Origin of the sequence: Paenibacillus crassostreae, from assembly GCF_001857945.1 — a bacterium.
GTDB lineage: Bacteria > Bacillota > Bacilli > Paenibacillales > Paenibacillaceae > Paenibacillus_AQ > Paenibacillus_AQ crassostreae.
In genome coordinates this window covers 2,429,430-2,450,453 of the sequence record NZ_CP017770.1, presented here as the reverse complement: position 1 = coordinate 2,450,453, position 21,024 = coordinate 2,429,430, and the positions used below count along the sequence as shown (strand labels likewise).

Annotated in this window: 14 protein-coding genes, 10 tRNA genes, 3 rRNA genes and 1 other RNA gene; all 28 read left to right on the top strand. The window is 43.6% G+C overall.

Annotated features, from left to right (window positions below; translation table 11 throughout):
• The first annotated feature begins 155 nt into the window (after window positions 1-155).
• The gene (gene fba / locus LPB68_RS11405) at window positions 156-1,010 is read left to right on the top strand and encodes a class II fructose-1,6-bisphosphate aldolase (protein WP_068658960.1); all 855 of its coding nucleotides are present in this window, start codon (window positions 156-158) and stop codon (window positions 1,008-1,010) included.
• 214 nt (window positions 1,011-1,224) lie between these two features.
• Window positions 1,225-2,478 (top strand): UDP-N-acetylglucosamine 1-carboxyvinyltransferase, encoded by a 1,254-nt coding sequence (locus LPB68_RS11400; RefSeq protein WP_068658962.1) that lies wholly within the window; start codon window positions 1,225-1,227, stop codon window positions 2,476-2,478.
• 168 nt (window positions 2,479-2,646) lie between these two features.
• Window positions 2,647-4,044 (top strand): transcription termination factor Rho, encoded by a 1,398-nt coding sequence (gene rho, locus LPB68_RS11395; RefSeq protein WP_068658964.1) that lies wholly within the window; start codon window positions 2,647-2,649, stop codon window positions 4,042-4,044.
• A 73-nt stretch (window positions 4,045-4,117) separates the two neighbouring features.
• Window positions 4,118-5,395 carry a radical SAM family protein gene (locus LPB68_RS11390; RefSeq protein ID WP_068658965.1) on the top strand — a complete coding sequence of 426 codons (1,278 nt, stop codon included), beginning with the start codon at window positions 4,118-4,120 and terminating at the stop codon, window positions 5,393-5,395.
• A 95-nt stretch (window positions 5,396-5,490) separates the two neighbouring features.
• Window positions 5,491-5,688, top strand: coding sequence for a 50S ribosomal protein L31 (gene rpmE / locus LPB68_RS11385; protein WP_068658967.1), 198 nt, complete (start codon window positions 5,491-5,493; stop codon window positions 5,686-5,688).
• Between the two features lie 161 nt (window positions 5,689-5,849).
• Window positions 5,850-6,117: signal recognition particle sRNA large type (gene ffs / locus LPB68_RS11380), an RNA gene on the top strand.
• A 302-nt stretch (window positions 6,118-6,419) separates the two neighbouring features.
• Window positions 6,420-8,180, top strand: a complete 1,761-nt coding sequence (gene dnaX, locus LPB68_RS11375) for a DNA polymerase III subunit gamma/tau (RefSeq protein WP_068658969.1) — start codon at window positions 6,420-6,422, stop codon at window positions 8,178-8,180.
• A gap of 35 nt (window positions 8,181-8,215) precedes the next feature.
• On the top strand, window positions 8,216-8,527 hold the full coding sequence (locus LPB68_RS11370; protein ID WP_068646981.1) for a YbaB/EbfC family nucleoid-associated protein: 312 nt from the start codon (window positions 8,216-8,218) through the stop codon (window positions 8,525-8,527).
• Between the two features lie 27 nt (window positions 8,528-8,554).
• Window positions 8,555-9,154 (top strand): recombination mediator RecR, encoded by a 600-nt coding sequence (recR, locus tag LPB68_RS11365; RefSeq protein WP_068658971.1) that lies wholly within the window; start codon window positions 8,555-8,557, stop codon window positions 9,152-9,154.
• A gap of 123 nt (window positions 9,155-9,277) precedes the next feature.
• Window positions 9,278-9,562, top strand: coding sequence for a DUF2508 domain-containing protein (locus LPB68_RS11360; RefSeq protein ID WP_232510241.1), 285 nt, complete (start codon window positions 9,278-9,280; stop codon window positions 9,560-9,562).
• Between the two features lie 43 nt (window positions 9,563-9,605).
• Window positions 9,606-9,875, top strand: coding sequence for a pro-sigmaK processing inhibitor BofA family protein (locus LPB68_RS11355; protein ID WP_068658972.1), 270 nt, complete (start codon window positions 9,606-9,608; stop codon window positions 9,873-9,875).
• 395 nt (window positions 9,876-10,270) lie between these two features.
• Window positions 10,271-11,826: ribosomal RNA gene (locus tag LPB68_RS11350) — 16S ribosomal RNA — on the top strand.
• A gap of 133 nt (window positions 11,827-11,959) precedes the next feature.
• Window positions 11,960-12,076 (top strand): 5S ribosomal RNA (rrf, locus tag LPB68_RS11345).
• A 44-nt stretch (window positions 12,077-12,120) separates the two neighbouring features.
• Window positions 12,121-12,197, top strand: a tRNA-Ile gene (locus LPB68_RS11340).
• A 24-nt stretch (window positions 12,198-12,221) separates the two neighbouring features.
• Window positions 12,222-12,297: transfer RNA gene (locus tag LPB68_RS11335), tRNA-Ala, on the top strand.
• Window positions 12,298-12,438: 141 nt separating this feature from the next.
• A 23S ribosomal RNA gene (locus LPB68_RS11330) occupies window positions 12,439-15,367 on the top strand.
• Together the 16S, 23S and 5S rRNA genes with 10 tRNA genes alongside form the textbook arrangement of a ribosomal RNA operon.
• Window positions 15,368-15,503: 136 nt before the next feature.
• Window positions 15,504-15,595, top strand: a tRNA-Ser gene (locus LPB68_RS11325).
• Window positions 15,596-15,624: 29 nt separating this feature from the next.
• Window positions 15,625-15,701 (top strand) — tRNA-Met (locus tag LPB68_RS11320).
• A gap of 10 nt (window positions 15,702-15,711) precedes the next feature.
• A tRNA-Val gene (locus tag LPB68_RS11315) sits at window positions 15,712-15,787 on the top strand.
• Window positions 15,788-15,829: 42 nt separating this feature from the next.
• Window positions 15,830-15,905, top strand: a tRNA-Thr gene (locus LPB68_RS11310).
• Window positions 15,906-15,921: 16 nt separating this feature from the next.
• Window positions 15,922-15,999: transfer RNA gene (locus tag LPB68_RS11305), tRNA-Asp, on the top strand.
• A gap of 21 nt (window positions 16,000-16,020) precedes the next feature.
• Window positions 16,021-16,096 (top strand) — tRNA-Phe (locus tag LPB68_RS11300).
• A 7-nt stretch (window positions 16,097-16,103) separates the two neighbouring features.
• Window positions 16,104-16,188, top strand: a tRNA-Tyr gene (locus tag LPB68_RS11295).
• Window positions 16,189-16,195: 7 nt separating this feature from the next.
• Window positions 16,196-16,268, top strand: a tRNA-Lys gene (locus LPB68_RS11290).
• 116 nt (window positions 16,269-16,384) lie between these two features.
• Window positions 16,385-17,494: a PucR family transcriptional regulator gene (locus LPB68_RS11285; RefSeq protein ID WP_068654829.1), complete on the top strand. Its 1,110-nt coding sequence runs from the start codon at window positions 16,385-16,387 to the stop codon at window positions 17,492-17,494.
• Between the two features lie 101 nt (window positions 17,495-17,595).
• Window positions 17,596-18,720, top strand: coding sequence for an ABC transporter ATP-binding protein (locus tag LPB68_RS11280; RefSeq protein ID WP_068654828.1), 1,125 nt, complete (start codon window positions 17,596-17,598; stop codon window positions 18,718-18,720).
• A gap of 319 nt (window positions 18,721-19,039) precedes the next feature.
• On the top strand, window positions 19,040-19,978 hold the full coding sequence (hprK, locus tag LPB68_RS11275; RefSeq protein WP_068654826.1) for an HPr(Ser) kinase/phosphatase: 939 nt from the start codon (window positions 19,040-19,042) through the stop codon (window positions 19,976-19,978).
• Between the two features lie 10 nt (window positions 19,979-19,988).
• Window positions 19,989-21,020 (top strand): prolipoprotein diacylglyceryl transferase, encoded by a 1,032-nt coding sequence (gene lgt, locus LPB68_RS11270; RefSeq protein WP_068654824.1) that lies wholly within the window; start codon window positions 19,989-19,991, stop codon window positions 21,018-21,020.
• Window positions 21,021-21,024: the final 4 nt, after the last annotated feature.

The window sequence follows — 21,024 nt, the reverse complement described above, 5'->3', positions numbered from 1 at the left end:
ATTCTAAAGGCGACATCAAGACGTCTAGTTAACTATGTGCGTTATTTCGCAAATGCATATTTAGTATTTTGTGTGCAATGTGATATAATATAGCCTGTATGAGATGTCGGCTTAACATTATAGACAAACCAAACATTCTTAGGAGGATTGAAACCATGCCATTAGTATCTATGACAGACATGCTAAACAAAGCGCTAAAAGGGAAATATGCAGTGGGTCAATACAACATCAATAACTTAGAGTGGACGCAAGCGATTCTTGGTGCAGCAGAAGAAGAGAAATCACCAGTAATCCTTGGAGTATCTGAGGGAGCAGCTCGCCATATGGGCGGATTCAATACAGTTGTTAAGATGGTAGAAGGCCTTCTGCTAGATATGAAAATTACAGTTCCTGTAGCTATTCACCTTGACCATGGTTCAAGCTTTGACAAGTGTAAAGCTGCAATTGATGCTGGATTTACATCCGTTATGATTGATGGTTCACACCACCCAATTGATGAGAATATCGAAATGACGAAGAAAGTCGTTGAATATGCTCATGCTAAGGGAGTTTCTGTTGAAGCTGAAGTAGGAACTGTTGGTGGACAAGAAGACGACGTTATCGGTGGAATTATGTATGCTAAGTTGGACGAGTGCGTACGTATCGTTAAAGAAACAGGCATCGATACTCTAGCTCCAGCACTTGGTTCTGTTCATGGACCATACCTTGGTGAACCTAACCTTGGGTTTAAAGAAATGGAAGAAATTCGTGATGCTACGAATATACCTATGGTACTTCATGGTGGTACAGGTATTCCTGAACATGATATCAAGAAAGCAATTTCACTAGGTACTTCTAAAATTAACGTAAACACAGAGAACCAAATCGTATTTGCGAAAGCAGTTCGTGAAGTGCTTGCTGCGAAACCAGAAGCTTATGATCCACGTACGTTCATCGTACCAGGTCGTGATGCGATCAAACAAACAGTTATCGGTAAAATGCGTGAGTTTGGTTCAAGTAATCAAGCGTAATAATATGGTTTTGTTTATATGAATTAGGACAGCTGATTTAGAGTTGTCTAGCTGAATATTGTTTGATATGGAGAGTACACCGCTAAGCCGGTGTCTTTCCATTTTCATGAATGAATGATTTACCTGTTGAATGGGCTTGATAATCTGTCATAGTTATAAGTAAAGATATGTTTTAGTTTCCGACTGCAAAACGCGTAGGGGGATATTTTATTTTATGGAAAAATTGATGATCACTGGTGGGCGTCCACTACAAGGTACAGTATCCATCAGCGGTGCCAAGAATAGTGCCATTGCTTTGATTCCTGCTACTATTTTAGCGGATTCTGAAGTTGTTCTGGACAACTTACCTCTACTTAGCGATGTTGCAGTATTCGCTGATATTTTGGAAGAATTAGGCGCGAAAGTTACACGGGAAGGTTCTCAGATGAGAATAGATCCAACCCAGATTAAATCTATACCTATGCCTAATGGATCAGTTAAGAAATTGCGAGCTTCCTATTATATGATGGGGGCACTCCTAGGCAAATTTAAAGAAGCAACGATTGGACTACCAGGTGGATGTAATTTTGAACCTCGTCCGATTGACCAACACATTAAAGGATTTGAAGCGTTGGGTGCTACGGTAACCAATGAACATGGTTCGATTCACCTGTATGCTAAAGAGCTCCGAGGAGCAAAAATTTATTTGGATGTTTCTAGCGTTGGAGCCACGATTAATATTATGTTGGCTGCATCACGAGCTAAAGGTTCTACTATTATTGAAAATGCGGCTAAAGAGCCTGAGATTATAGATGTTGCAACACTCCTCAATTCTATGGGAGCCGTAATTAAAGGCGCAGGTACGGAAACAATCCGTATTGAAGGTGTCTCTGAACTGCACGGTTGCCGACATTCCATTATTCCCGATCGAATTCAAGCAGGTACGTATATGATTGCTGCTGCCGCTACACGTGGCGATGTTGTGATAGATAATGTTATTCCTAAACATATGGAAGCGATGACTGCAAAATTGTTAGAAATGGGAGTGCGTATTGAAGAACTGGATGAGAGCATTCGTGTTATAGGTTGCTCAAATTATGAAGCTGTAGATGTAAAAGCATTGGTATATCCAGGGTTTCCAACCGATCTTCAATCGCCTATGACCAGTCTTTTAACACAGGCAGATGGAGTAAGTGTCTTAAGTGATTTTGTCTACAGTAGCCGATTTAAGCATGTCCCTGAATTGGTTCGTATGGGAGCGAAGATTCGGGTAGAAGGACGTTCTGCTATCATTGAGGGAAGTCGTTTGAATGCTGCTAAAGTGAAGGCGACGGATCTACGTGCTGGGGCAGCACTTGTCATTGCTGGATTAACCGTAGAAGAAGGAATTACTGAAGTCAGTGGTGTAGAATTTATCGATCGAGGATATGACTTTTTAGTTGAGAATTTTCGCCGTTTAGGTGCAGATATATGGCGAGAGACGGAATAAGGAATAATTTTTGAATTTATTAAGGGGATTTCATGCTGATTTCACAGAGATTTGCATATCCCCTTATCGTTTGGGTAAAGATGTATTAATTAAGATATTCTCATAGACTTATAGATTAGATGTAGAACAAGAGTAAAGGACTTATAAAATTGAATAGGTGGTTATTAAATGGATCTGCAAATTTCCGATTTGGAAGAAATGAAACTAACTGATCTGTATAAACTGGCGAAACAATACCAGATTGCATATTATGGTCAGTTGAAGAAGAGAGAGTTAATTTTTGCTATCTTGCGTGCACAAGCAGAACAAAGTGGATTAATGTTTATGGAAGGCGTGCTGGAGATACTGTCGGAAGGATATGGGTTTCTTAGACCGATTAACTATTTACCAAGTACTCAAGATATATATATTTCCGCCTCGCAAATCCGCAAATTTGATTTAAGGACTGGCGATTTAGTATCTGGTAAATGTAGAACCCCGAAAGAGAATGAACGCTATTTTGGATTACTTCAAGTTAACGCTGTTAACGGAGAGAATCCCCAGACCGCAGCAGAACGACTACATTTTCCAGCATTAACTCCTCTATATCCTGAAAAGAAAATTGTGCTTGAAACATCCCCAACCCATTTGTCCACACGAATTATGGATTTACTCGCACCAGTAGGTTTAGGACAACGCGGACTTATTGTAGCACCTCCAAAGGCTGGGAAAACGCTCCTCTTGAAAGAAATTGCCAATAGCATTTCAACAAATAACCCTGAAATTTCACTGTTTGTACTATTGATCGATGAACGTCCTGAAGAAGTGACAGATATGCAACGTTCTGTAAAAGGTGAAGTTATCGCTTCTACTTTTGATGAATTACCAGAGAATCATATTAAGGTCGCTGAACTTGTCTTAGAGCGTGCGTTACGGTTGGTAGAGCATAAGAAGGATGTTGTGATCCTTATGGATAGTATCACTAGATTAGCTCGTGCCTATAACTTAGTTGTACCACCGTCAGGTCGTACCCTTAGTGGTGGTATTGATCCCGCAGCGTTCCACCGCCCTAAACGATTCTTTGGAGCAGCAAGAAATGTAGAAGAAGGTGGTAGTTTAACCATTCTTGCAACAGCTTTGATTGATACAGGATCACGTATGGATGATATTATTTATGAAGAATTTAAAGGTACTGGGAACATGGAGCTACATCTTGATCGTAAGCTGGCTGAACGCCGTATTTTCCCAGCGATTGATATTCGCCGTTCAGGAACACGTCGTGAGGAAGTTCTGTTGAACAAAGAAGAACTAGACACCATCTGGGCGATTCGTAAAAACATGAATGATTCGATTGAGTTTGTTGATGGATTCTTGAAGAAATTACGTAATTGTAAGACAAATGATGAGTTTATTGCTTCTTTTGATGCCACACCTGCGGAGAAAACAGGCCAAAGTGTCGGAGGTAGTCGTAGTAGTGGTAGCAGTAGCAACAGTAGCAACAGTAGTGGCAGTAGACCTAGTACCGCACGTAGAACACCACGCTCAACCTCAAATTCAGCGTCTTCATCGACTAGACCGTCTTCATAAGTTCGCTTTATCAATGGTTGTATGAAATTTTGTGAAATAAAATATAGGATTTTTATAGAAAAAGGTGAACAACATGTATCTGGTATATGCAGATGAACAAGGGAATGTATTTGATCATCCTACACTATACGGGCTTGCTCGTAGTGGAGATATGATCGTTGAAATGATGGAGGACGAGCTTATTCCACTGCCTGAGGGTGCTACATTAGTAGGCCTACCAAGTACCCATGCCGTAGGGATGGATCCGGAAAGTGGCGAAATGATGTCTCTACCCAATCAGGCGCAAGCCGTTGGAGCACTTCTTCCACAAGGGTATACAAGATTATGTCTTCCTGGATATGTGAAGGCAGATAAAGAGTATAAGTTACCGCTATTCGGTTATTCTGCTGTTGTTTGGAAAGATGGTAAGTTCTTTGTTGCGGCCGAATTAACGGATGATCCAGAGAAGTGGAATCCTTTGAATTGTGATACAGAAGACCTTAACACTGGTGTACAACGACTTACTGAGAAATATCCGGATAATAGGTTATATTCCCATTTATCGAATTGTGCGTTAGGATATGAATGTTTGACATCATCCAACACATTCCTTAATCGTTGGGAGGGCGCAGTGCCCGTATCACACTCTTGTAACGCGGGATGTTTTGGTTGTATTTCTGAGCAACCGGAGGATAGTGGCTTTGTCTCACCTCAGACTCGTATGGACTTCCGTCCACGGGTAGATGAGTTAGTAGAAGTTATGTTAGAACATCTCAAGACACCTGAATCCATCATTAGTTTCGGACAAGGGTGTGAGGGCGAGCCTTCAACACAGGCGAAAGTCATTATAGATGCCATCCGCGAGGTGAGATCAGTAACGGATATGGGTTACATCAATATTAATACAAACGCAGGGCTTAGCGATCATATGAGAGGTATCGTGGATGCTGGCCTCGATCTTATGCGTGTAAGCACGATTAGTGCGCTAGATGATCATTATAATGCCTACTATAAACCGCGTGGGTACAATCTGGCTAACGTAGAGAAGTCGTTGAAATATGCAACGGAGCAAGGTGTCTATACATCGATTAACTATTTGATTTTTCCAGGTGTAACTGATCGCGAGGAAGAGATCGAAGCAATGGTGGAGTTCTGCCGCCGTACTGGATTGAAATTAATCCAAATGCGTAATTTGAATATTGACCCTGAAAGTTATCTGGAGATTATTCCGCCAGCCAAAAGTGAGATATTGGGCATGAAGCAGATGCTTGATATCTTTAGATCCGAGCTACCTGATGTTGTAATTGGCTCGTTTACTCATATTCCTCCAGCAGGAATGATCCGTCCCAAAAAGGCAATTGTAAGTAAATAAAATATTGCACATTATAAGTGTCCCTGATATAATGCTATTGTATGTCCATATACTCTGTGTCCACATGTGACTCAGGGCGGAAAGAGGTGAAAGTCATGCAAGAATCAATCCAACCGAAATTTCACATTACTACGGCAACTTGTGCTTGTGGTAATACGTTCGAGGCAGGTTCTGTTAAAGAAAACCTTCGCGTAGAAATTTGCTCCAACTGCCATCCATTTTACACTGGGAAACAGAAATTCCTTGATGCTGGTGGTCGTGTTGATAAATTTAAGAAGAAATACGGCATCTAATTCTGTCGTGTTCTGCTTAGCAGCATAAGCAAACAAACATATGAAATCCCCTACTCCATATGGAGTAGGGGATTTTTGTGTTCTAATAGAAATGGATATTTATGTTGCAGAAACAATTACCAAGTTGATTTTTGGGCACTCATGAGATATACTTGTTTTCACCGTGCTAGACGGGGAGGTAGCGGTGCCCTGTAACTCGCAATCCGCTGTAGCGAGGTTGAATTCCTGTTAGAGGTTTTGTTGATGTAAGGTCTTGGTCCCTGCGTGCTATGTTGATGGCTGGGTCCTTCGCAATGAGTGCTTATGAACCTGGTCAGGTCCGGAAGGAAGCAGCCATAAGTAAGTTACTCTTGTGCCGAAGGGAAGCCTAGCTTGAGTAGCTGCGCAGGATTGCCGCTTGGATTACAATTATCAATAACAGGTGCACGGTCTTATAATTTATAATCAATGTATACGCGCATCTTTGCCAATTGGCGAAGATGCTTTTGTTTTTTTAAAATATAAGAAAGTATAAGTTTCACTTGAATCAATTTCATAATCGCCGATGCATCTAAATCGATTTGCGTAATTATGAAATTGATTCTTGATACTTTTATCCTTATATAGCCGTTTCTACTTGTGTTAATTTTAAGAAGAACAGTGAAATGGCATTTTGCAGAATACGCGAATATAGTATAATGTTGTAGCAAAGAAGTGTCATGAAAGTGGAAGTTGAAAGAGGGTAACGCAAAGTGGAACATATAGCGCTGTACCGTGCATGGCGACCGCAGTCTTTTCAAGACATGGTGGGGCAACAGCACATTATTCAAACACTGCAGAACGCATTACGTGAACAGCGGGTTTCTCATGCCTACCTGTTCAACGGGCCACGGGGAACGGGAAAGACAAGTGCTGCAAAGATCTTGGCAAAAGCAGTAAATTGTGAACGAGGTCCCGGTCCAGAACCTTGTAATGAGTGCGAGTCCTGTCGACGAATCACGGCTGGAGCAGTCATGGATGTTCAAGAAATAGATGCTGCATCTAACCGGGGTGTAGAAGAAATTCGTGATTTGCGTGAGAAAGTTAAATATGCACCAACAGAAGTTAGGCAGAAGGTTTATATTATTGATGAAGTGCATATGCTGACGACAGAAGCGTTTAATGCTTTGCTGAAGACATTGGAGGAGCCGCCTCCTCATGTAATGTTTATTCTGGCAACAACAGAGCCGCATAAGCTACCAGCCACGATAATTTCGCGTTGTCAGCGCTTTGATTTCCGCAGAGTATCATTAGATGAACAAACGGAACGGTTACGCCAGATTTGCGATGAAGAAGGAATTAAGGCCGAAGATGAAGCGCTCCAATATATATCACGATTGTCGGATGGTGGGATGCGGGATGCGTTAAGTATTCTAGATCAAATATCTTCTTTTTCTAATGAAGGAGTATCCTACCAACAAGTTCTGAATATGACAGGTGGTATCGCTTCAGAACAATTCGGAAAATTGGCACAAGGTTTACTTAATGGAGATATAGGATTGGTCTTGCAAATGGTCGAGGATTTCATGCAAGAGGGGAAAAGTGCAGATAAATGCATGGAAAACCTATTGTATTATTTCAGAGATCTACTTATGATCAAGATGGTCCCACAAGCGGACAAGTTAACGGACAGGGTGCTTAATCCAGAAGAGTATAAGGATATGGTGGAAGCATTCACCCGTGAACAGCTGTTCCGAATGATTGACATTTTGAATCACTATCAAAGTGAAATGAAGTATGCTACACAGCCGCAAACATTGTTTGAAGTAGCGCTTCTCAAGTTGTGTAACGCTCCGCAGGGTATTCAGGAGTCGGTCGTAGTTGGAGACACCAATCCAAATCAACACGGAGCAGTAGTAGTTGATGCAGATCAAATTTCCCTTTTGAAGCAACAGATTGTAGCTCTTGAAAAGAAGGTTGAACAAATTATTCAAACAGGTGGATCTTCCGCGCAGGGTCGTGATTCTAGTGGGAGTTCGAGATCGTCTGGCAATGGGATGCCCACACCGCGGGTTTCTACGACCACCAAACTTCCACAACATCTTGATCAATATCTCGCTCATACAACTAGTGATTCATTTACGACCATTCATAAAAAATGGGCTATGGTTCTTCAAGGTGTGAAGGAAGAAAAGGTTACTGTACATGCTTGGTTTGTAGATGGAGAACCAGTATCTGTACTTGATGATGCTATTTTGGTAGCATTTAAGAATACGATTCACCGTGAGACGGTTGAGAAGCCGGCTAATAGACAAGTTATTGAACATGTGATGGAATCCAAGCTTGCGGGACCTTATCGTTTAGTTACAATTATGCAACGTGATTGGATGAAGGCACTTGAAGGATCTACTCAAAAAGCTAAAGAAGAACTAAAGTTAGAGCATGAGCACGAGGATGGAGAAGTGAAGTCAGAACCGTTGATTGACGAGGCTCTTCAATTATTTGGAGAAGATCTTGTAGTTATAAAGGAATAGCGCAAATCTATGTATCTAAAAAGGAGAGAGTACACATGAATAATATGAATCAAATGATGAAACAAGTGAAGAAAATGCAAGAGCAAATGCTGAAGGCTCAAGAAGGACTTGCTACGAAAACAGTGGAAGGTAGTTCCGGTGGCGGTGTAGTAACTGCTGAAGTAAACGGCCACAAGAAGTTGCTGTCTATTACCATTAAACCAGAAGCGGTTGATCCAGAAGATGTTGAAATGTTGCAGGATCTGGTGATGACAGCGGTGAATGATGCCTTGACTAAAGCGGATGAGCTTGCTAATGATGATATGGGTAAATTCACAGGCGGAATGAAAATCCCTGGCCTGTTCTAATTTGACAACAGAAGGAGATTTTTAGTTTTGTATTATCCAGAACCTATTGCAAGATTGATTGAATCATTTTCTCGGCTACCGGGTATTGGTCCGAAGACGGCGAGTCGGTTGGCATTTCATGTGATTACGATGCAGGAAGATAACGTTATTGATTTCGCTAAGGCACTCGTTAGTGTTAAAAGGAACCTTCATTACTGCTCTGTCTGTTGCAATATCACGGACACAGATCCTTGCCGCATATGTCAGGATAAGACACGTGACCCATCTGTAATTTGTGTTGTGCAAGATCATAAAGATATTGTAGCAATGGAACGTACCAAGGAATTTAATGGGTATTACCACGTTCTTCAAGGTGCGATCTCTCCTATGGAGGGGATTGGCCCTGACGATATACGTCTAAAAGAATTGCTTAATCGACTGAGTGATGAGCGAGTGATGGAACTTATTCTAGCTACGAATGCCAATATTGAGGGTGAAGCTACAGCGATGTATGTATCTAGGTTAATCCGCCCCTTTGATATTAAAGTGACACGTATTGCTCATGGATTACCTGTAGGCGGCGATTTAGAGTATGCAGATGAAGTTACTTTATCCAAAGCCTTGGAAGGTCGACGTGAACTGAACTGATTCTAATTTGATTATAGATAGAACTCGAGAAGTCCTGAAAAGGGCTTCTTTTTTTTGTTCTAAGTTTGTCCTTTTCTCGATAAGTATAAAAGTGTGGATTACGAGAGAAGGGGGTTTTACTAAATGTGGGTATTTAGCATGTTTAATAAGAACAAGCGAGAAATAGGTAATTTATATCATGGAATTCATAATGATATTATAGAAGCGCAAGCACGTTGGCGTGAAGCGCATATGTATTTTGATGAAGCGGTGAGTGAGGATGAAGTGGATTATGCTATCTATATGTTAGAGGCGGCAGAGCGAAAGTATCAAATGCATTTGAAGAAAGCGAAGAATTTAGGACTGAATGCTTTGTCGATGTCAGCCAATAATGAAAGAATAGATGTGCAGCGAGACGGGTCTAACTAAAAACAATTGCCAGAATATCAACGTGAAGGGAGATGGAGTGTTGATGGAATGGATCGTACTTGGAGTTTTTATTGGTTCATTAGGTGCACTGGCGTACATTGTCATAAAGAGAAAGCTTGGGTTGGGTTGGTTAACTGTATTTGGAACTCATTTGGTATTGGCGGCGCTCGGAATATATCTCATTAATTTCTCGGGTCTTATAACGGAGGTATATATTCCGATAAATCCGGTTACTATAGGAACCGTAACAATATTAGGTCTCCCTGGTGTGGCACTCTTATATGGTTTAAAAATATTTATATTGGGTAGTTGACGTTAGATAGGTTCATATGTTACATTATAACTCGCCCCTTTGAAAAGGCAGACAAGCTTGCCGAAAGGCATAAATAATTGATTGATTAAATCGAAAAAAAAGCTTGACGAAATGCCGGGCAACATGATATATTATAGAAGTTGTCGCCGAGAGTAATCGACGATGAACGAAAGAAGATTTGATCTTTGAAAACTGAACAACGAGTGAGTGGTTTTCACGAAAGTGAGAACAAAACAAATGAGAAATCATTTGATAGAGAAAGAAATTTCTCGTCAGTTTGTTTCAAAATGAGCGAATCGCTCTTTTCATAGTTCGTTCCAAATCGCTGCAAAGCTAATTTGAAACGAACTCCTGATGAAATTAAGATCACTGCAAAGTCGATCTGAAATTCATCCTATATGGAGAGTTTGATCCTGGCTCAGGACGAACGCTGGCGGCGTGCCTAATACATGCAAGTCGAGCGGAGTGATTTGAAAGCTTGCTTTCAAATCACTTAGCGGCGGACGGGTGAGTAACACGTAGGTAACCTGCCTGTAAGACTGGGATAACTACCGGAAACGGTAGCTAATACCGGATAACTTGTTTCCTCTCCTGGGGAGACACTGAAAGGCGGAGCAATCTGCCACTTACAGATGGGCCTGCGGCGCATTAGCTAGTTGGTGAGGTAACGGCTCACCAAGGCGACGATGCGTAGCCGACCTGAGAGGGTGAACGGCCACACTGGGACTGAGACACGGCCCAGACTCCTACGGGAGGCAGCAGTAGGGAATCTTCCGCAATGGACGAAAGTCTGACGGAGCAACGCCGCGTGAGTGATGAAGGTTTTCGGATCGTAAAGCTCTGTTGCCAGGGAAGAACGCTTGGGAGAGTAACTGCTCTCAAGGTGACGGTACCTGAGAAGAAAGCCCCGGCTAACTACGTGCCAGCAGCCGCGGTAATACGTAGGGGGCAAGCGTTGTCCGGAATTATTGGGCGTAAAGCGCGCGCAGGCGGTCATTTAAGTTTGGTGTTTAATTCCAGGGCTCAACCCTGGGTCGCACTGAAAACTGGGTGACTTGAGTACAGAAGAGGAGAGTGGAATTCCACGTGTAGCGGTGAAATGCGTAGATATGTGGAGGAACACCAGTGGCGAAGGCGACTCTCTGGGCTGTAACTGACGCTGAGGCGCGAAAGCGTGGGGAGCAAACAGGATTAGATACCCTGGTAGTCCACGCCGTAAACGATGAGTGCTAGGTGTTAGGGGTTTCGATACCCTTGGTGCCGAAGTTAACACATTAAGCACTCCGCCTGGGGAGTACGGTCGCAAGACTGAAACTCAAAGGAATTGACGGGGACCCGCACAAGCAGTGGAGTATGTGGTTTAATTCGAAGCAACGCGAAGAACCTTACCAGGTCTTGACATCCCTCTGAATCCACTAGAGATAGTGGCGGCCTTCGGGACAGAGGAGACAGGTGGTGCATGGTTGTCGTCAGCTCGTGTCGTGAGATGTTGGGTTAAGTCCCGCAACGAGCGCAACCCTTATGCTTAGTTGCCAGCACATTATGGTGGGCACTCTAAGCAGACTGCCGGTGACAAACCGGAGGAAGGTGGGGATGACGTCAAATCATCATGCCCCTTATGACCTGGGCTACACACGTACTACAATGGCCAGTACAACGGGCTGCGAAACCGCGAGGTGGAGCCAATCCCAACAAAGCTGGTCTCAGTTCGGATTGTAGGCTGCAACCCGCCTACATGAAGTCGGAATTGCTAGTAATCGCGGATCAGCATGCCGCGGTGAATACGTTCCCGGGTCTTGTACACACCGCCCGTCACACCACGAGAGTTTACAACACCCGAAGTCGGTGGGGTAACCCGCAAGGGAGCCAGCCGCCGAAGGTGGGGTAGATGATTGGGGTGAAGTCGTAACAAGGTAGCCGTATCGGAAGGTGCGGCTGGATCACCTCCTTTCTATGGAGAATCGTTTCCTGCAACGGAAACATTCAAAGCGTCCGATGTAAGTCGGCGTAAATAGACTTTGCAATGCAAAGTCGACACTCACTCGTGTTCAGTTTTGAAAGAGCAAGTTTCTTTCAGCATTGCGTTTGGTAGCGATAGCGGAAGGGTTCCACGCGTACCCATCCCGAACACGACCGTTAAGCCTTCCAGCGCCGATGGTACTTGGACCGCAGGGTCCTGGGAGAGTAGGACGCTGCCAAGCGCAACCCTTATGGGTATTATCCCATGAGAGTTTTTTATTCTTACGGGCCCTTAGCTCAGTTGGTTAGAGCGCACCTCTGATAAGGGTGAGGTCGGTGGTTCGAGTCCACCAGGGCCCACCATGTATGTTTATAACTTTATAATTTGGGGCCATAGCTCAGCTGGGAGAGCGCCTGCCTTGCAAGCAGGAGGTCAGCGGTTCGATCCCGCTTGGCTCCACCAATATGATTTAACTTGATCCTTGAAAACTAGATAACGAACGAATTTGCAAGTTGAAACATTCTTTTATATTTACGTTTTGTTACTTGTTAACAAAACAAAGTGTAAAAGTAGCTACAATATTTTCTCTTTGAGAAAAATTGAGGTTAAGCTACTAAGAGCACACGGAGGATGCCTAGGCGCTAGGAGTCGATGAAGGACGTGGCGAACAACGAAACTGCCTCGGGGAGCTGTAAGCAAGCTTTGATCCGGGGGTGTCCGAATGGGGAAACCCGGCTGTGGTAATACGCAGTCACTCCCACCTGAATACATAGGGTGGGTAGAGACAGACCAGGGGAACTGAAACATCTAAGTACCCTGAGGAAGAGAAAACAATAGTGATTCCGTCAGTAGCGGCGAGCGAACGCGGATTAGCCCAAACCAAGGAGCTTGCTCCTTGGGGTTGTGGGACGTCTCACATGGAGTTACAAAGGAATATATTAAGCGAAGAGGTCTGGAAAGGCCCGGCATAGAAGGTAAAAGCCCTGTAGCTGAAAATGTATTCCCTCCGAGACGTATCCCGAGTAGTGCGGGGCACGTGAAACCCCGTATGAATCCAGCAGGACCATCTGCTAAGGCTAAATACTCCCTAGCGACCGATAGTGAAACAGTACCGTGAGGGAAAGGTGAAAAGCACCCCGGAAGGGGAGTGAAATAGAACCTGAAACCGTGTGCTTACAAAAAGTCAGAGCCCTATTAATGGGTGATGGCGTGCCTTTTGTAGAATGAACCGGCGAGTTACGTTCCCGTGCAAGGTTAAGGTGAGAAGCCGGAGCCGCAGCGAAAGCGAGTCTGAATAGGGCGAATTATAGTACGTGGACGTAGACCCGAAACCGAGTGATCTACCCCTGTCCAGGGTGAAGGTGCGGTAACACGCACTGGAGGCCCGAACCCACGCATGTTGAAAAATGCGGGGATGAGGTGGGGGTAGCGGAGAAATTCCAATCGAACTCGGAGATAGCTGGTTCTCCCCGAAATAGCTTTAGGGCTAGCCTCGGATGAAGAGTCGTGGAGGTAGAGCACTGATTGGGTGCGGGGCCCGCAAGGGTTACCAAGCTCAGTCAAACTCCGAATGCCATGTACTTATATCCGGGAGTCAGACAGTGAGTGCTAAGATCCATTGTCGAAAGGGAAACAGCCCAGACCATCAGCTAAGGTCCCCAAGTGTGTGTTGAGTGGAAAAGGATGTGGAGTTGCACAGACAACCAGGATGTTGGCTTAGAAGCAGCCACCATTGAAAGAGTGCGTAATAGCTCACTGGTCGAGTGACTCTGCGCCGAAAATGTAACGGGGCTAAACACACCACCGAAGCTATGGCTAGATGCTTTGCATCTGGGGTAGGGGAGCGTTGTATAGAGGTTGAAGGTGTACCGTGAGGAGCGCTGGACACTATACAAGTGAGAATGCCGGTATAAGTAACGAAAAGATCAGTGAGAATCTGATCCGCCGAAAGCCCAAGGTTTCCTGAGGAAGGCTCGTCCTCTCAGGGTAAGTCGGGACCTAACGCGAGGCCGAAAGGCGTAGTGGATGGACAACAGGTTGAAATTCCTGTACCACCGTAATCCGTTATGAGTAATGGGGTGACGCAGCAGGGTAGTGACGCGGACTGATGGAATAGTCCGTCTAAGCAGTGAGGCTTGTGTGTAGGCAAATCCGCACACTAATAGGCTGGGCTGTGATGGGGAGCGAAAATTATAGTAGCGAAGGTCATGATCTCACACTGCCAAGAAAAGCCTCTAACCAGGAGAAGGTGCCCGTACCGCAAACCGACACAGGTAGGCGAGAAGAGAATTCTAAGGCGCGCGGAAGAACTCTCGTTAAGGAACTCGGCAAAATGACCCCGTAACTTCGGGAGAAGGGGTGCCCCGGTAGTGTGAATAGCACGAGGGGGCCGCAGTGAAAAGGCCCAAGCGACTGTTTAGCAAAAACACAGGTCTGTGCGAAGCCGTAAGGCGAAGTATACGGGCTGACGCCTGCCCGGTGCTGGAAGGTTAAGGGGAGTGGTTAGGGGAAACCCGAAGCTATGAACCGAAGCCCCAGTAAACGGCGGCCGTAACTATAACGGTCCTAAGGTAGCGAAATTCCTTGTCAGGTAAATTCTGACCCGCACGAATGGCGTAACGATTTGGGCGCTGTCTCAACGAGAGATCCGGTGAAATTTTAATACCTGTGAAGATGCAGGTTACCCGCGACAAGACGGAAAGACCCCATGGAGCTTTACTGCAGCTTGATATTGAATTTGGGTACGATTTGTACAGGATAGGTGGGAGCCTGAGAAATAGGAGCGCAAGCTTCTATGGAGGCGCCGTTGGGATACCACCCTGATCGTATCTAGGTTCTAACCTAGGACCGTAAACCGGTTCGGGGACAGTGTCAGGTGGGCAGTTTGACTGGGGCGGTCGCCTCCTAAAGAGTAACGGAGGCGCCCCAAGGTTCCCTCAGAATGGTTGGAAATCATTCGAAGAGTGCAAAGGCAGAAGGGAGCTTGACTGCGAGACCTACAAGTCGAGCAGGGACGAAAGTCGGGCTTAGTGATCCGGTGGTACCGCATGGAAGGGCCATCGCTCAACGGATAAAAGCTACCCTGGGGATAACAGGCTTATCTCCCCCAAGAGTCCACATCGACGGGGAGGTTTGGCACCTCGATGTCGGCTCATCGCATCCTGGGGCTGAAGTAGGTCCCAAGGGTTGGGCTGTTCGCCCATTAAAGCGGTACGCGAGCTGGGTTCAGAACGTCGTGAGACAGTTCGGTCCCTATCTGTCGTGGGCGCAGGAAATTTGAGAGGAGCTGTCCTTAGTACGAGAGGACCGGGATGGACGCACCTCTGGTGTACCAGTTGTTCCGCCAGGAGCATAGCTGGGTAGCTACGTGCGGACGGGATAAGCGCTGAAAGCATCTAAGCGTGAAGCCCCCCTCAAGATGAGATTTCCCAATTAGTAAGACCCCTTGAAGACTACGAGGTAGATAGGTTGGAGGTGGAAGTGCAGTAATGCACGGAGCTGACCAATACTAATCGGTCGAGGGCTTATCCTAAAAGTTTTCCGTAGGAAAACTAACTTCGGAAGCGTTACGCTTTGCATCGAAGGAAGAACTACGGAGACAAGTGTTTCAATGCAGATTCGTTCGTATCTAGTTTTCAGGGAATCAATCTCTGATTCATGATTTAATTGGAGAGATACCCAAGTGGCTATAAGGGGACCCTCTGCTAAGGGGTTAGACTGCGTAAGCGGTGCGTGGGTTCGAATCCCACTCTCTCCGCCATTAATCTTTCATGAAATGTATAATATTGTGGCGGTGTAGCTCAGCTGGCTAGAGCGTACGGTTCATACCCGTGAGGTCGGGGGTTCGATCCCCTTCGCCGCTACCATACATACCCAGGAGGCTTAGCTCAGCTGGGAGAGCATCTGCCTTACAAGCAGAGGGTCGGGGGTTCGATCCCCTCAGCCTCCACCATCTTTATCTAAGGGTAGCAATAGTACAAGATCCATTACACTTGCCGGTGTAGCTCAACTGGTAGAGCAACTGACTTGTAATCAGTAGGTTGGGGGTTCAAGTCCTCTCGCCGGCACCATTTTTTTGAAAATTGTGGAACCGTGGTGTAGTTGGCCTAACATGCCTGCCTGTCACGCAGGAGATCGCGGGTTCGAATCCCGTCGGTTCCGCCATTTTTTTTTAAATATTGATATGGCTCGGTAGCTCAGTCGGTAGAGCAAAGGACTGAAAATCCTTGTGTCGGCGGTTCGATTCCGTTCCGAGCCACCATTTTCTTGGAGGATTAGTGAAGTGGCTAAACACGGCAGACTGTAAATCTGCTCTCTACGAGTTCGGTGGTTCGAATCCATCATCCTCCACCATTTGTACGAGCCATTAGCTCAGTTGGTAGAGCACCTGACTTTTAATCAGGGTGTCGAAGGTTCGAATCCTTCATGGCTCATCACAACAAACAAAAAGTCATCAACCTTTACGGGTCGATGACTTTTTGTTTTCTCTTCTTTTAAGGCTGAATATGATAAGATATGAAAAAATAGATAAAGTGGTAGGTGATATGACATGATGATGAAGATGGAGGCACTACGGCTGAAGTTACAAGAAATTGTAGGAATCCCTCTCACGATTAAGGAATTAACGAAACAGGACTCCAACTCTTTTTTTAATTATAAGAATAGTACGCTTATGGATTCTGTTGTGAACGAGGGCGAAGTGTGGTTCCCTCTATATAGTAAGGATGATAAGATGTCAGTCTTAGCGGGCGAATTAAATGCTTTGAGTTTAGAAGAGGTGCAATTCATGGAACTTATTCTAGCTAATATGCGAGATCAGACGACTTCATCTTTAACACCTCTTGAGGAAGAAGAAAGAAATATTCAAAGTATTAGTTCTTGGATTCAAGGACAAATTCAATTAGGCAAACTAGACGTTCCAATACCAGAAGATCTTGCCATACAAAAACGAATCAGTTCAGGAATGGTTCCCTTGCTCCTTAGTAGTGAAGGTATTCATTCACCCGTTATTTCATACATACAGTTAAAGAAATTACTTATTAGCTATTTCGATGGTGAAATATTATTGATTCCTTTGAAAGAGAATGAATGGCTTATATTAGCACGCAAAGAGTTAATCTTAGGTGGAGTTGAGGAGAAGGATGATGACCAAGAGGAAACAGATGCAGAAATCCTCTCTGCCTTCTGCGTAGGTCTACATGAGTTAGTAGCTAGTGAATGGGTAGGGGTGTTTCAACTATCGGTTGCCCTCCCTTTGGATCCAAGGAATGGGTTGCCAGCTACGATTGTGATGTTAAGAGAAACTATTACTTTAGGGAAAACATTCCATATTACAGATCAGATTCACTATCCTTGGGAGCTAGTTCTTGAGCGCCTCGTTTTTAGTATCCCAGAGAGCCAGCGTGCTCGGTTCTTGGAAGAGGTAGCGGATCACTCCATTCAATTAACTGATGCAGAGACACTAATGACGTTAGAGACATTTTTTCAATTAGACTGTAATGTTAGTGAGACGGCGAAGAGAATGTATATTCATCGAAATACGCTGCTCTATCGATTAGATAAGATCAAACATGAGACAGGGCTTGATGTTCGTAGATTTGGTGATGCTGTTCTGATTAAGCTTACAATACTATTGTATAATGTGACGAAAAGAAAATAGGTTTTTTGTGCAGTTTGTGGATAGCCAGTCTAGCTGAATTTGGGTAAGATAACTATATTAAATGTATTCGATTTCATAATTTCTTATAGGGGGACAATATAATGGCTGGAGTACGCTTAGAACATATTTTCAAGAAATACGCAGGTGCAGATAAAGCAACAGTAGAAGATATCAACCTTGATATTAAAGATAAGGAATTCTTGGTTCTTGTAGGACCATCTGGTTGTGGTAAATCTACAACACTTCGTATGATCGCTGGTCTGGAAGAAATTTCGGATGGTAAGCTTTATATCGGAGACCGCGTTGTGAATGATGTAGCTCCTAAGGATCGCGATATCGCGATGGTATTCCAATCATACGCATTGTACCCTCATATGAGTGTATATCAAAATATGGCATTTGGTTTGAAACTTCGTAAAGTGAAAAAAGATGAAATTGATAAAAAAGTACGTGATGCAGCAAAAATTCTAGATATCGAGCATTTGCTTGAACGTAAACCAAAGGCACTTTCTGGTGGTCAACGTCAACGTGTTGCCTTGGGTCGTGCGATTGTTCGTGATCCACAAGTCTTCTTGATGGATGAGCCTCTATCCAACTTGGATGCGAAACTTCGTGGTCAAATGCGTGCTGAAATCACTAAACTGGTTAAGCGCCTTGAAACTACTTGTATCTATGTAACACATGACCAAACAGAAGCTATGACAATGGGTGATCGTATCGTAGTTATGTACGATGGTATCATTCAACAAGCTGCTTCGCCAGAAGAATTGTATAATAGCCCAACTAATCTATTCGTAGCTGGCTTTATCGGATCACCTACAATGAACTTCATCAATGGTACATTAAGTGAGTCTAACGGTAATGTTCGCTTTAAATCTGATGGATTAGATGTAGAAGTTCCTGGTGGTAAAGCTCAAATCTTGAAGAACAAAGGTATGATCGGTAAAGAAGTAATTATGGGAGTTCGCCCAGAAGATATTCATGAAGAACCAGTATTCCTAGAAGCATCACCAAACACAATTTTCTCATCAACTGTAGATGTAACTGAGAATCTTGGACATGAAATGTTGCTTTACTTGAGTGGTTTGGGTACTGATACTGTTATTGCTCGTGTTGATGGACGTTCAACAACTCGTGATGGTATGACAGTTCGCTTAGCAGTTGATATGAACAAGGTTCATATCTTTGATAAAGAATCACAATTGAATGTTTTACTTGTAGATTAATTTGAAATAAGTTGATTCGTACAGACCAAGGCCGCCCGAAAGGGCGGTCTTTTTGAACTCCATTAGAGCTTATACATAAATCATAACAAACTGGTCTATCTTGATCGGATTATCCCCAATTGGAGTTTCCCTCAATTAAGAGATTAATGATCGGGTACCTTTTCCCATTTCTATTTCATAATTAAGGAGGATAGATAGGCAGCGATTGCATTCGATAGTGATTTCATTTACGATAAGTACAGTGAAAATCAATATTTTACCTTGGAAATGCTCTATACATCATAGTACATAGATAATATGGATGAGAGGAAGTTAGAATATGCCTAAAAATGTTAAAGTGGTAGAACTAGTGCAACAATTCCAGATGGAAGTTATTTCTGGAGAACAGGGACTTAAACGTACGATAACGGTAGACGACTTAAATCGGCCTGGTCTAGAAATGGCAGGCTATTTTGAATATCACCCGAAAGAACGTGTACAACTACTTGGTAAAACTGAATTAGCTTTCTTCGAAATGTTAACAGATGAAGAAAAGGTAGATCGCATGCAGAAAATTTGTGCAGATGAAACTCCATGTATCGTTGTTACAAGATCATTAGAGGTTCCACAGGAATTAATTGATGTAAGTAATGCGAAGAGTTTACCAGTCTTGCGCAGTAACATGGCTACAACCATTCTATCTAGTAGAATTACTGGGTTTCTAGAGAGAAAATTAGCTCCTACAGCAACGATCCATGGTGTATTATGTGATGTATATGGTGTCGGCATGTTAATTACAGGAACTAGTGGTATTGGTAAAAGTGAGACAGCCTTGGAACTAGTTAAAAGAGGGCACCGTCTTGTAGCAGATGATGCAGTAGAAATTCGTCAGACATCCGATAATCAGCTTTTTGGTTCTGCACCTGAGTTAATCAGACATTTACTTGAGATTCGTGGCGTTGGTATTATTAATGCCATGACATTATTTGGTGCAGGCGCTGTCCGGAATAATAAGCGGATTACATTAGTTGTTCGATTGGAGAATTGGCAGCAAGATAAACAATATGATCGTCTAGGATTAGATGAAGAAACTACGCGAATTATAGATACGGATGTTCCATTAGTGACGATTCCTGTTCGTCCAGGGCGTAACCTTGCAGTAATTATTGAAGTAGCAGCTATGAATTATCGATTGAAGAAGATGGGTTTGAATGCTGCACTTCAGTTCACTAATAAGTTAACAGCGACGATTGCAGAAGATATGGATGATATGGATTAGGAGTGATAAAATGGCAACGTTATTACTAGATCCGGTTGTATTTTCGATTGGATCATTACAGGTTCATTGGTACGGTCTAATTCTAGGATTAGGTGCTTTGGCAGGGATTATGCTTGCTATGCGAGAAGGTCGTAGATTTGGTATTTCTTCAGAATTCTTTATGGATCTTCTATTAATAGGCGTTCCTTCTGCACTTGTTGGAGCACGTATTTATTATGTTGCTTTCACGTGGGAAGATTATAAAGATAATCTATGGGATGTGTTCAAAATATGGAATGGAGGTATAGCGATCTATGGTGCCTTAATAGGCGCAATCATATTCGCATTCTTCTATACCCGTCACCATGGATACAAATTTTGGAGAATCGTTGATATTTGTGCGCCTGGGCTTCTCATTGGACAAATCATTGGCCGTTGGGGGAATTTCATTAACCAAGAGGCCTATGGTGGACCAGTGGAACAATCTTTTTTAAAGGATACGCTACATTTACCAGATTTCATTGTCAATCAAATGAATGTTCAAGGTATATTTCATCACCCGACATTTTTATATGAATCCGTTTGGAACATTGTAGGTTTAGTTATTCTATTGGTTCTACGTCGGCAGAAGTTTTTACGGGCAGCGGAATTATTCCTTTCTTATTTCATTTGGTATGCCATTGGAAGATTCTTTATTGAAGGTCTACGTACGGATAGTCTAGCTTTCAACGGTCCAGACTGGCTTGCATCTTTAGTAGATGGATTGTGGGCTCCAATGAGATGGTTGGGATTTGAGTATGGCTATTTGGATGTTGATTATGGAAATGTAAGAATATCGCAGCTACTAGCTATCTTGTTCTTTATATTTGCAGTAGCAATTATTATCTACCGACGTGTAACAGATCAAACAATAGAACGTTATCTTGACCCGATCGTGTCAACCAAGGGTTCTGTTGATAAAACGCCAGAAGCATCACTGAACGATAAGCCATCCAAGAAGACAATTACTTCTGATCGCGTATTGCATGAGGAAGAGTCTTTCAAGGATATTAAAAAGGAGTAACGAT